This window comes from Actinomycetes bacterium, from assembly GCA_036000965.1.
Taxonomy (GTDB): Bacteria; Actinomycetota; CALGFH01; order CALGFH01; family CALGFH01; genus DASYUT01.
Map to the genome: position 1 here is coordinate 41,256 of DASYUT010000152.1, position 12,357 is coordinate 53,612.

A 12,357-nucleotide genomic window follows, 5' to 3' on the forward strand; every position below is an offset into this window, starting at 1 on the left:
CGGTCCGGCGTTCGTCTGGATCATCGACACGACCAGGCACGGACATGAAGATCCCGATGCGCTGGCCGCCGGCGGGTCAAGGCAGCTCCCGACCGTCACAAGTCCGCCGCGAGCTGCCTGGCCGGCTGGCTTGCGACCCCTCCACGGCACCAGACAGGGCCAAGGGTGGGTGGACAGGCTCAGCCCTCGCGAGGTCGGAGGTGCGGCCTGAAGCTGGGGGCGGCAGCACCAGGCAGTCGTCGCCGACCACCAAAGTCGAGGCGGCTGGTCGCCAGATGCAACAGTGTCTCCGAACCTGCCTCATGGCGATCGCTTGGCCGGTGCGGAGCCGGCGAACACCTCCTTGGCAGTGCTCCTCGCGTGCTCGTCGAGCTTCATCGCCTGCGCACTGGCCTCGGCCAGCCCCTGGGGCGTCAACTGGATGACGTTGACCAACGCTTCCTTCTCCTGCTCGCCGCCGGAGTAATTGGGCTCGGTGGCGATGGCGCCCACACCAGCGGCGTAGTACTTGAACTCGCTGCCTGCCTCGAGGATGGCCAGCACATTCGAGAAGCACCGGAAGGGGACGCACTTGGACTTGCCAAGCTTCGCCACCTCGGCGGTGAGGATCTCGCGACCGGGAATGCGGGCCTGCACGTACGAGGGCATCCCCACCTTCGGGTCGGCCATCATGGCGATGCCCGCCGTGGCCCCCTTCACGCCGGCTAGCCAGGCGTCGTTGGCGTTCACGAACTGACCGCCCTCGTAGCTCTCGGTGTACGACCCGAGGTACCAGACGTTGCCGTACTTGTCCTGGGCGTAGTAATCGAGTGCCTGCTCGGCGATCTGACCCGCGTCGATGTCCTGGTCGAGGACGAGCACCGTACGCACCCCGTTCACCTCCTTCAAGACGTCGGTGACGGTGTAGCGGCGCCGGTGATGAAGCTTCCTGTGGCCACGGAAGAGCGTACCGTCCCTCACTGACTGGTAGCCGGGGACCAACGGCAGCCAGGCATTGGCATCACCAACCGGCTTACCGAAGTCTTTCGGGTCGAACTTGTCGGGGTCGGCGTTGACCCGAGGCGCGGCCCTCGTGGTGGCCGTGGACGTCCCGGTCGGGGAAGACCTCGAAGATGTGGTCTCCTGGCGAGCAGCCGCGGTGGACGCCGGCGTCGACGACGTTCGGCTGTCACATCCGGCGACGGCCGCCGCGAGGCAGATCGCGGCCGCCAGGGCAACGATCGTGCCGCGCGGTCGTGGTTCCTCAGCCATACGCTCGACGGTAACACGTCGCTCCCTGAAGAGAACCTGAACGCGCCCTCACGAGGGTCACCTCACCTGACGGCGGCGAACGGCCAGGCCGGGAGCAGGCCCTTCATCGATGGCACAGTGATCGCCACGGGAGGAACACCGCTCGCGTTGGGAGTGCGCTCGGTGGTCACCGTCGCTCGCGGCGGGCCGTCGTCAGTGACCCCGAGATGCGCGGGGCGCCTGAACCACTCCGGAAACGCTCTCGCGGCTCATCGGTATCTGGGGCTACTCGTCGCGCAGGAGCTCCGTGGGAGGCAGGCGGTTGATCAGCGTGGTGGCCGCGAGCGATGCGACCAACGACACACCCAGGACGAGCGCCGTGAGGGTGGCGATCCCGGTTGCCGGGATCACGATCGGCGGGCGCAGCACGAACAGCGGGCGCAGCACGTTCACGAGGAAGTACGCCATGCCGCCACCGACGAGCAACCCAGCCACGCATCCGAAGACCACGACCCCACCCGCCTCCATGACGAGGAGGGATCGGATCTCGCCGGCATGCATCCCCTGGGCGCGCAGCGTGACATACTCCCTCCTCCGCTGGAGGAGCAGCCCGAACACGAAGACCGTGATCGCGGTCGCCGCCATGGCCAACGCGTAGGCAGAATCAAGCGTCAGCAGGCCGCGGATGTTCAGCGCCGCCAGGCTCGACTGGTCTTTGTCGAGTGTGGTTTCCCGCGTGTCGATCTGCAGCGCGTCGACGGACCCTGGGCCGTCGCGAAGGGCCGAGACCGCTCGCTCCAGCGTGACGGAATTGGGGTCGGTCGTCCGCGCCAGGAAGAAGCTTGCGTTGGTCGAGGGAATGAGGCTCACCTGTCGCTGGAGGTTGGCGAGCACATCGGCGCCTTCAGGGAAGCCGGGGAGACGCTCGAACAGCCCGATGACCTTCATATCCGACAGCTTCTGCTCCTTCGTCCCGCGGGCGAACAAGACCTGCACCGGGTCGCCGGGTCCGAGCGCGAGGAAGTCGGCGAGATCGGTACTGACGAAGACGCCGCCCGGGTCGCGCCTCAGGGCGTCCATCGCGCTCGCCGCCGTCCGGTCGACGAAGTTCGAATCGGCGAGCGCCGCGACACGTCCGAAGGTGGCGGGATCGACCGCGGCCATGTTGGCCGCGTCCTCGTTGAACTCGCTTTGCAGGACGGCGTTCTGCAGGCTGAACACCACCGGGGTCGCCGTCTGGACGCCGGGGACATCGAGCGCGTCGACATATCCCGGCGGATGCTCGACCGTGCTCGTCGGACTCGGCGTCACCCGCACGTCGGATCCGACGACGAATCTCGCGTCCGCCGCCTTGGCCCGGTTGTACGACGCGGTGAACGAGGCGACGCTCGTCCCGAGGGCGAAGATCAGCCCGACGATGATCACCCCGCCAGTGGCAGCCCAGGAGCGCCGGCGGACGCTGCGGGTCAGGATCCCCCAGAGCGGCCGGCCGAAGCGGGGCGGGGTCGGCAGCGGCAGGCGGGAGAAGAACCGCTCGACCACCCGCGCCGAGAGAAGGATGCCTGCGATCCAGACGCCGATCGGAACGATCACCAGATGCATCCGGAGGGACACGGACCGTCCGTTGTAGACCGAGCCAGCGGCGCCCTCGAAGGCGCCGGCGCGCAACGCGACCCCTTCGGCGACCGCTACGATCACCAGCGCTGCGATGTCGAGCCGGAGACGCCGCCAGGCGGGCGGGCGCGACGAGAGCTGGGCCCGTTCTTCGCTGATGTCCCGGTTGATGGCGCGACGGCCCGAGGCGTACAGCGCTGCGCCGGTGGCGAGGAATCCCCCGCCGGCACCCAGCAGCGCCGAGGCGACGAGGCTGGTGGTCGGGGCGCGGGCCAGCGCATCCGCGGAGAGGACGGCGATGGCGGAGGCCATCCCGAGGCCGAGACCGATTACCGAGCCGGCGCCGGCGAGGGCGAGCGTGCGCAGGGCGTGCATGCGGAGCAGGTGCCGGCGGTTGGCACCGCGGACACGCAGGATCGCTTGCTCGCGTCGTAGTGCGTTGGCCAGGACGCCGCCTGCGTACGCCGCGAGGATCGCGGCTAGGAGGGCGCCGGGCACGCCGAGGAACACGAACATGCGCTTGGCGACGCGGGCGTCGTCGCGTGCGACCTGAAGGGTGTTGGAGATGTTGTCGATTAGGTAGTCCTGGCCGGGCGCGATATCGGTGACGGCGCTGGCGGCCGCCTTGGTCTGCGCGAGCGCGGTTCCCGGATCGGCGTCGAGCCGCTCGCGCTCGACGCCGATGTCGACCTCGAGGATCGGATTGCTCTTGACGACGTCGCCGCTGGTCGTCGTCGCCTTCTGGAAGGCGGACACGATCGCCCTGGCGAACACCTCCGGTTCGATCACCACAGCGTTCGGGACGTAGAGGAACTGCTCGAGCTGCTGGCCCTGCCGGCTGTAGAAGAGGGACTTGGCCCGCGACAGATCGGTGATCCCGCTGATCGGGACGGACAGGGGCCTGTCGAGGCCGGGCACGTCGACGCGAACGACGTCGCCGGGCTTGACCGACAGCGCCTTGGCCGCCTCCGCGCTGAGCAGGCCGTGACCCGGTTGATACGACCCGCTGACGATCTGGATCGAGTCGTTGTGCTCGCGGTACAGGTCGTCGAAGCCGAAGACGCGCACCGCCCCGGCCGCCTGCTTCGAGCCCGATCGGAGCGAGCCGGGCGCGAGGTCGACGAAGGACAGCTGGTCGGCCGTTACAACGCCGGGTACCTCGGCGATCCTGCGGGTCAGTTCGGCCAGCCCCACCGGACCGGGCGCGTTGGCCTGGACCGGTGCGTCGATCTCGCGGCTGGAGAAGGTCGCACGGAGATCTAGTGACGTGACCGAGTTCACGGCCGACCTCGCCGCCGCGCTGTAGGCCACCGTCACGCTCGTCTTCGGGGGTACCGTGCCCAGGTTGAGGCCGAGCTTGGCCGCGCCTTGGGCGAGGGGACTGTCCCCCCCGCGGTCGGCGACGCGAGCCCCGTCGATCGTCGTCGAGCCGGGGACGTAGGTGAGGGGCGCCGGAGGCTCGTCCCGGATGACGACCTCGTTGGCGGGCCGTGCGCTGTCGTTGGCGAGGACGAGCTCGACACGCGCGGTGTCGCCGGGCTGGAGCCGCGCGGCGGGTGTGACCCGCTCGGCCAGTCGGATCTCCTCACCGAGTGGGGCCGTCAGTATTCGCTGCATGTCGAGGGGAAGCGGCGCGATGGCGCGTTGGGTCATCGACGCCGAGGAACCGTCGATGAAGAAGAGGACGGCCGAGAACAGACCGACACCGAGCGTGATCCCGGCGAGCGTCGCCAGGCTCCTTCTCGGGTTACGGGCGAGGTCGCGCCAGACGTACCTAGCGATCATCGGATGCCAACGATCCTGTAACGCGCCCGTCGCGGAGCCCGATGCGCCGGTCCATCCGGCTCGCTGCGCCCGGGTCATGGGTGACCATGACGAGCGTCGCGCCGATCTCGCGCTGCACCTCGAGAAGCAGGTCGATGACAGCTGCGGCGTTCGCGGCGTCGAGCGCGCCGGTCGGCTCGTCGGCGAGGATGACCTCGGGCCGGTGCACGACCGCTCGGGCCACCGCCGCACGTTGGCGCTGGCCGCCCGAAAGGTGGTCGGGAAGCCGGTGCGCCTCGTTCGCAAGGCCGAGCTTGTCGAGCAGGTCGAGGGACCGGTCCACGGCGGTGGATTCTCCGTCGAGGGCGAACTGAAGCCCGACGTTCTCGACGACGGTGAGGAACGGGAGCAGGTTGTCGGCCTGGTAGACGAACCCGACGTGGGTGCGCCGGAAGTCGGAGCGCCGGCGCTCCGACAGCGACGAGATCTCCTCCCCGCCGATCCGCACGGCGCCCGCGGTCGGGAGGGCGAGACCCCCGAGGACTCCGAGCAGCGTCGACTTGCCGCACCCGCTGGGTCCGGTGACCGCCACGCTCGACCCGGCGTCGACCGTGAAGGAGACCCCGTCGAGCGCGCAAACGGGGCCACTCGCTGTGGCGTGCTCGACCACCACTGACTCGACGTGGATCGACGCGTCCATGGTCACGCCGGCACGATCCGGCGGTCGGCGAGGCGCAGCGAGTGCTGGGCCTCGCGGGCGAGCTGCTCGTCGTGGGTCACGTACAGGACGGCGAGGTCGCGCTCGCGAGAGGCGGCGAAGATGAGTTCGGTGACATACGCCGCGGTGGAAGAATCGAGCTGTCCGACGACTTCGTCGGCGAGCAGGAGGTCCGGTTCGTTGGCGAGCGCCACGGCCACTGCCACCCGTTGCGCCTCCCCACCGGACAGCTGCCGCGGGAGATGGTCCATGCGGTCACCGAGCCCGAGCTCGGACAGCAGCTCTCGGGCTCGGCTCATCGACCGGCGACCCGGAGCGAAGCCTCTGGCCAGCTCCACGTTTTCGACGGCGGTCAGGAACGGGAGCAGGTTGTCGGCCTGGAGGACGACGCCGATCCGCTCAGCGCGAAGCCTCGCACGGCCGGCCTCGTCCAGCTTGTTCGTCTGCTGCCCACCAATGTGGATGTGTCCGGCGTCGGGACGCATGAGCCCGGCGATCAGCGAGATGAGGGTGGACTTCCCACTTCCCGATCGGCCGACCAGGCTCGTGGTCTCGCCGCACCGGAGGTCGAGGTCGACCCTGTCGAGCACGTGGAGCTGGTTCGGACCGGTGCCGTAGGACTTCGACACCCCCTCGAGGCGCACGAGCGGTGGCGAGTGTCGCTGGGCGTTGCTCACCTGGCCCTGTCCGCTCAGCCGCCGGGCGTGAGGAGGTCCTTGGGATTGGCGTAGACCTCGGACTTTGCGACCCCCGCCAGGGTGGTGGAGGTGTCGAGCAGCACCGGGACCGACCCGCCGGCGGGGACGACGTCGACGTTCTCGGCCTGGCCGCCGATGATCCGCCCGGCCTGGTCGTAGTAGACCGCGACGACGTCGGCGCCGCTGAGGGGTTGTCCGAGCGTGGAGTGCAGGGTGGCGGTGGTCGTCAGCTTGCCCGCCACGAACGAGGTCCGCACGCCGTCCGCGCTGAGGTTGCCTGCCAGGCCCTGCGCGGGCGCCCAGCTGCCGCCGAGGATCTGCACGCGCAGCCCGGTCACCCCTGTCGCGCTGGTGGTGTCGGCGACCGCGGCCGTCTGCCCGGGCAGTAGTGCGTCGAGCCCCTCGTCCTTGATCTTGACGGTGGCGCCGTTGGCGCCAGTGAAGGTGAGGACCGCGCGAACGTCCACCGCGACCTGGTCGTTTCTGGGGTTGCGGAGCACCACGGCGTAGATCACCTTGGCGTCGCCGTCGGCCTGGGGTGGGAGCTGGGTGAACCCTTGGCGCACGGCCTGGACGGTGCCGGCCCCGGTCCCAGCAGCCACGCCCGCCTGGCTGGTCTGGCTCGCGCCGGCCGTCTGGCCTGGCGTCACGCCTGCCTGCGCCGTCCCTGCCGCGGGCCCGGTCGGGGCCGTCGTGGCCTTGTGGCTGCCGGTGAGCGAGGGCCGCGCCAGGGCGGCGACGGCCACCAGCGCGACGACCGCGGCGGCGGTGCCGACCACCACGCCGGTGCGCGGACGGCGGCGCCTGGACTGCGCGCCCACCGTTGGCGGCTCGCCGGCCTCCGACCGGCGCGCCCGCGCCCACGCCGGGGCGTCGAGCGGCAGCGGCACGAACTGCTCGGTTCGCTTGCTCCGGTTCACGGGCCGCTCGGCCGATCCCGCTGGCGAGCCCTGTGCCGGGCGTTCCTCCACCGCCGCAGAGGCCGGTTGCGCGTGCGCCGCCACCGGCGCGGTCTGCGACGCGGCCGTCTCGGGCGCCACGACCGGCAGCTCCGCGGTCGGTTCCGCGGCCGGTTCCGCAGGCTCCGCCTCGCCCGGCGCACCGTACTGCTCGACGGGCTTGTTCATCCCGGTGTCCCTCGGAGACTCGGTGGCCATGATGATGCCTCCCCGTTTGCACATCGGCCTGCTTGCACCGCTTCAGTATCCGGCCGGCCCGACGCCGATTCGCTGCTGTCTGGGAAGATGTTCCTCCCGGACGGTGCTGGCAAGGAGGAATGCGATACAGGCGGCTGGCCGAGGCGTCGCGCAGCGGCAACAGTGCGGAGCGCCGGCCGGGGTCGTCGAGGTCATCGGTCCTCCGCAGGTGTCCTGCGCCAGTTCTTCGGGAGAGGTGGCAGTCGCGTGAGAGGTGGCAGTCGCGTAAGGATGTAATCAACTGACCGCCGGCGAAGCAACAGGCACCTCGCGGCGCGGCCGGCGCCGATGGTGCCCGCACGACGTGATCAGGGCTGACGCTGCCGGGGCGGGATGAACTGCAGCGTGGGTCTGGGGTCCTCGGCACGGATCAGGTGCATCACCGCATTGATGAGCGCCAGGTGGGTGAATGCCTGGGGGAAGTTGCCCAGGTGCCGGCCAGTGCGCGGGTCCAGCTCCTCGGCGTACAGCCCCAGCGGGCTGGCGTAGGACAGCAGCTTCTCGCACAGCTGTCTGGCCCTGGCCACTTCGCCGACCTCGACCAGGGCCGACACCAGCCAGAACGAGCAGATCGTGAAGGCGCCCTCCTCGCCCGCGAGCCCGTCGTCGGTCTGGTCGGTCCGGTAGCGCAGCACCAGCCCGTCGATGCTCAGCTCCTCGGCCACGGCCAGGACGGTGGCGCGGACGCGTTCGTCGTCGGCCGGCAGGAAGCGGACCAGCGGCAGCAGCAGGACCGAGGCGTCCAGCGCGGTGGTGTCGTAGTGCTGGACGAACACCCCACGCGCGTCCAGGCCCTTGGCCAGGACGTCGGCGTGGATCTCGTCGGCCGCCTTCTGCCAGCGCTCGGCGCTGTCGGGCTCGTCGTGCAGCCGGGCCAGCCGCGCCCCGCGGTCGCAGGCGACCCAGCACATCAGCTTGGACGAGGTGAAGTGCCGCGGCGGTCCGCGCAGCTCCCAGATGCCCTGGTCGGGCTCGTGCCAGTGCTCGATGGCCTGCTCCACCTGCCGCTTGAGGGCCGGCCACAGGTGCTCCGGCAAGTGGTCGCGTGACTTGGCGTGCAGCCAGACCGAGTCCAGCACCGCCCCCCAGACGTCGTTCTGGCGCTGCCGGCAGGCGGCGTTGCCGGTCCGCACCGGCCGGGCACCCTGGTAGCCGGACAGGTGCTCCAGGGTCGACTCCGGCAGCTCCCGTTCCCCCCCGACGCCGTACATGATCTGCAGGTCCTCGTCGCCGGCGCTGGCGTCGGCGACGAAGTAGAAGAAGTCGTTGGCCTCCCGGTCAAGGCCAAGGGTGTACAGGCCCCACAGCGCGAAGGTGGCGTCGCGGATCCAGGTGTAGCGGTAGTCCCAGTTGCGCTCCCCGCCCGGGGTCTCGGGCAGGGAGGTGGTGGCGGCGGCCAGCAGCGCCCCGGTCGGCGCGTAGGTCAGCCCCTTGAGGGTGAGGGCGCTGCGTTGCAGGTAGCCCTGCCAGGGGTGGTCGGGGAACTCGCCCTGGTTGATCCACTGCCGCCAGTACTCGGCGGTCTGCCACATCCGCTCGGCGGCGTCCGCCCAGGTCCGCGGCGGCGCATGCTCCGACCACGACAGCGCCGCGAACACGTCGTCGCCTTCGGTGAGTCGGGTGCGGGCGCGGGCGCCGCGCCCCTCGAAGCCGAGGCGGAGATTCGTCGTCAGCCGCAGCTCCAGCTCGCCGCCGGGCGCGACGGCGACCGCCTCGCCGTAGCCCTCGCCGACGTAGGCCCACTGCGCCGGGACGCGCCCGTAGTCGAACACCGGCTCGCAGTCCAGCGCGAGCTCCACGCTGCCGTTCACGCACCGCACCGTCCGCAGCAGCACGTGCTCTGGCTCGTAGTCGGCCGGGGCGCGGCGGTGGGTCGTCAAGCGGCGCTGGTCGTGGTACCAGCGGCATACGCACAGCGCGTCACGGACGATCAGCCAGCCGGTCCTGGTCTTCCAGGTCGTCTCGACCATGAGCGAGCCGGGCAGGTAGCGACGGGCGGCAGGCACGGCCACGTCGGCCGGGCCGATCCGGAAGCCGCCTGCGGCGCGGTCCAGGATGGCGGCGAACACGCTCGGGCTGTCGACCCGCGGCAGGCACAGCCACTCGACGTTCCCGCCCGGGGCGACCAGCGCGGTGACCTCGCAGTCAGACAGGAACGCGTACTCGGCGATCGGCGGGAACGGGCTGTGCGTGGCCGGTTCGCCGCCCCAGCCCTGGGCGGGCGGGTCGGTCGCGGCGCGGCCGCGTGCGCCGCGAGTGGCCCTCATGCTCATGCTGTCAGCACCTCGCTCTTCGGGCCGGCGGGGTGGTCTGGCCAGCCCTTGATCGCGCCGTGGCCGCCTGCCCGGCTCATTCGCCGCCCACATCGTTCGGTGACCGTCACCTTCCGAAGGCCGAGCGCGCGCCTTGCAGGCCGATGCTCGCCCGCTCCCAGAACGTGTAGGTCCCCTCCGCGCTCAGTTCCCGCGCCGCTTCGATCACAGCCCCCAGGGCAGCGAAGGCGAACGCGCCGCCGACCGAGACCCGGCTGACCCCGACGGCCGCGAGCTCCGACACCGCTGGAGCCCCGGGTCGCGCCAGGACGTTGACGGGCCGGTCCACCGAAGCAACGAGTTGGCGGATGTCTTCCAGGCGGCGCAGGCCCGGAGCGTAGAGCACGTCGGCGCCGGCTTCCTGACAGGCCTGCAGCCGGCCGATCGTGTCGGACAGATCCGGCCGACCGTGCAGGTAGTTCTCGGCCCGTGCGGTGAGCACCAGGTGCACAGGCCCACCATGGGCGACCTGTGCCGCAGCCGCGACCCGCTCTGCGGCGAGGCCGGCGTCGTAGATGGGCGCGTCCTCCCGCCCGGTGAAGTCCTCCACCGAACACCCGGCCAGCCCGGCGTCGAGGGCGAGCCGCAGCGTGTCCGCGACGTCGGCCGGCTGGTCGCCGAAGCCGTTTTCCAGGTCGGCGGAGACCGGCAGATCGGTCGCCTGGACGATCGACGCAGCGTGTCCCACGGCCTCGTCGCGGGTCACCGATCCGTCGAGCCGGCCAAGGGTCGCGGCATAGCCGCTGCTCGTGGTGGCCAGGGCTTGGAAGCCCAACGACGCGAGCAGCCTTGCCGAACCCCGATCCCAGGGATTGGGCAGGAGCAGGGGACGCTCGCCACGGTGCAGGGCCATGAACCGTCTGGCCTTCTCAGCGTGTCCGGTCACTGCTTTGGGCGCTCCTCATGCGGCAGTCGGCTCCGATCCGCTGTGAGTGTGCCAGAGCCAGCGTCGGCCGCGTGCTGGTGAAGTACTGGCCTGGGTGCACGAACAGCGACGACGACGCTTAAGGCCTGGCTCAGGGGGTGAGGGTGGTCAGGGCGAGCCGCCGCTGGCGGAGCCCGGTGATGATCTGGGGCAGGGCGGCCACCGTGGCCGAGCGGTCCCCGCCGCCGTCGTGCAGCAGCACGATCGCACCCGGCCGGGCGGCGCCGAGCACCCGGCTGGTGATCTGCGCGGCGGTGGTCCCCGGCTGCCAGTCGGCCGGGTCGACCGACCACAGCACCGTGCGCAGCCGCTCCCGGCTGGCTGCGGCCAGCACCGTCGGCGACCAGCCGCCCCCAGGCGGCCGGAACAGGCTGGGGTGCATGCCGAGCCCGGCCAGGGTGGCCGCGCCCTGGCCGATCTCGGCGCGCATTCGGTCGGGCGGCAGGGCGGCGAACCCCTGCGGGTGGCTGAACGAGTGGGTGCCGACCGTCATGCCCGCCCGCACCTCCTGTCGGACCAGTTCCGGGTGGCGCAGAACCTGGCGGCCGACCACAAAGAAGGTGGCGGGTGCGTGCGCCTGCCGCAGGATGGCGAGCACCTTGGCGGTCGAGTCCGGCCAGGGCCCGTCGTCGAAGGTGAGCGCGACCGCCCGGGGCACGTGCCGGGGGCCGCTGGGCACGAACACCGCGCCGGCCAGCCGCCCGGAGATCGAGCCGCTTGTCAGCACCTCGTGGCCTGGCCCGGTGACCAGCGTGCCCTGCGGGTTGCGGGGCTGGTCCGGCCCTACCGGCGGCAGCAGGGTGCGCCGCACCGGCTCGACCCGGTCCCGGCCGGCCAGCAGCGTGACCCGGTCGTCGCGCTCCAGCGGGGTGGCGGCCGGGGCGGGGCGGCCGTTGAGCAGCACCCGACCCGGGTAGACGGCCGGCCGCAGCACGGTCCGGTCGACCGCCAGCAGGCTCCCCGCCGGTGGGCGCAGACCCAGCTGGGCCACGCAGCCGGCCAGGGTCGTGCCGGCCGGCAGCAGGCGCCGCCGCCCCAGCACGCTGACCGCGATCGGGAGCGGCCCGTGGGTGCTGCTCACCGTCAGCGGTGGTGCCGGCAAGGTCGTAGCCGGTCCGGACCGGCCTGGGGGTGACGGCTCGGCAGCGCCGCTGCCGGCGAGCAGGGCCGCCGCGAGCAGCACCAGCAGCGCCGGACGGACCCGGTGGACAAGCGGCCAGTCCGGCCAGCGGAGCTGCATGGCCGGCAGCCTACTACGTCTGGCCGGCCCTGCCCGTAAGCGGGCCAGCGACCAGGGCCTCGTTGCGGCAACCGCGGCGCGGACCGTACTCCACCCGGCGCGGACTGGCCACCCTGAACTGCGAGGATGGCACCGGGCTTCGATTCCCAGCCAACTTCCAGGGAGCTTTGAAGTCGGGCACAGGTCTCGCCGCCACCATCGTCCTACCCGGCTCGACAGGAGCCATCGACGAAGGAGGCACGACATGGACAACACCAGCGAGCGTCGCGGCTGGCGGCGCTGGGGTGGTGCGGCGGCGCTCGTCGCCAGTGGGCTCTTGGTTGGCGGTGTGCTGGCGGGAACGCTGACCGCAGGCGCGGCCAGCACGACCACCAGCGCGGCGGACCCGTACGCCGCGACCGCGCCTGGGGCCGCGCCGCGGGGCGGCGCCGTTGACGAGTCGAAGAGCCAGCGGCCGGACGAGAAGCTGCTTACCGGGGACACTGCCAGCAAGGTTCGGGCGGCGGCCCTGGCCAAGTACCCGGGCGCGACCGTGCTGCGGGTGGAGACCGACTCCGACGGCGTCTACGAGGCCCACCTCACCACCGCGAGCGGGGAGCGGGTCACCGTCGAGGTCGGCAAGGACTCCAAGGTGACGGGCCTGGAGTCCGCGCCCCGCCG

The 12,357-nt window shown here is 71.4% G+C and carries 8 protein-coding genes and 1 pseudogene; 1 reads left to right on the forward strand and 8 read right to left on the reverse strand.

Going from position 1 to position 12,357, the window contains the following annotated elements; genetic code table 11:
• Positions 1-300: 300 nt before the first annotated feature.
• From VG276_13345 to VG276_13380, 8 genes and pseudogenes are all read right to left on the reverse strand, one after another.
• Positions 301-1,251: a hypothetical protein gene (locus VG276_13345; protein HEV8650357.1), complete on the reverse strand. Its 951-nt coding sequence runs from the start codon at positions 1,249-1,251 to the stop codon at positions 301-303.
• A gap of 264 nt (positions 1,252-1,515) precedes the next feature.
• Entirely contained in the window at positions 1,516-4,629 is a 3,114-nt protein-coding gene (locus VG276_13350) for an FtsX-like permease family protein (protein ID HEV8650358.1), read from the reverse strand.
• Entirely contained in the window at positions 4,619-5,308 is a 690-nt protein-coding gene (locus VG276_13355; GenBank protein HEV8650359.1) for an ABC transporter ATP-binding protein, read from the reverse strand. Before VG276_13355 ends, VG276_13350 begins: the two co-directional genes overlap by 11 nt.
• A gap of 2 nt (positions 5,309-5,310) precedes the next feature.
• Positions 5,311-6,003: an ABC transporter ATP-binding protein gene (locus VG276_13360; GenBank protein HEV8650360.1), complete on the reverse strand. Its 693-nt coding sequence runs from the start codon at positions 6,001-6,003 to the stop codon at positions 5,311-5,313.
• Between the two features lie 14 nt (positions 6,004-6,017).
• Positions 6,018-7,181, reverse strand: coding sequence for a hypothetical protein (locus VG276_13365; protein ID HEV8650361.1), 1,164 nt, complete (start codon positions 7,179-7,181; stop codon positions 6,018-6,020).
• A gap of 347 nt (positions 7,182-7,528) precedes the next feature.
• A pseudogene (locus tag VG276_13370) lies at positions 7,529-9,406 on the reverse strand (glycoside hydrolase family 15 protein).
• A gap of 193 nt (positions 9,407-9,599) precedes the next feature.
• Positions 9,600-10,418 carry an isocitrate lyase/phosphoenolpyruvate mutase family protein gene (locus VG276_13375; protein ID HEV8650362.1) on the reverse strand — a complete coding sequence of 273 codons (819 nt, stop codon included), beginning with the start codon at positions 10,416-10,418 and terminating at the stop codon, positions 9,600-9,602.
• Between the two features lie 130 nt (positions 10,419-10,548).
• Entirely contained in the window at positions 10,549-11,697 is a 1,149-nt protein-coding gene (locus VG276_13380; GenBank protein HEV8650363.1) for a polysaccharide deacetylase family protein, read from the reverse strand.
• A gap of 244 nt (positions 11,698-11,941) precedes the next feature.
• On the opposite strand from VG276_13380, the gene VG276_13385 reads away from it, so the two are divergent.
• On the forward strand, positions 11,942-12,357 hold a 416-nt coding region (locus VG276_13385; GenBank protein ID HEV8650364.1), incomplete at its 3' end, for a hypothetical protein.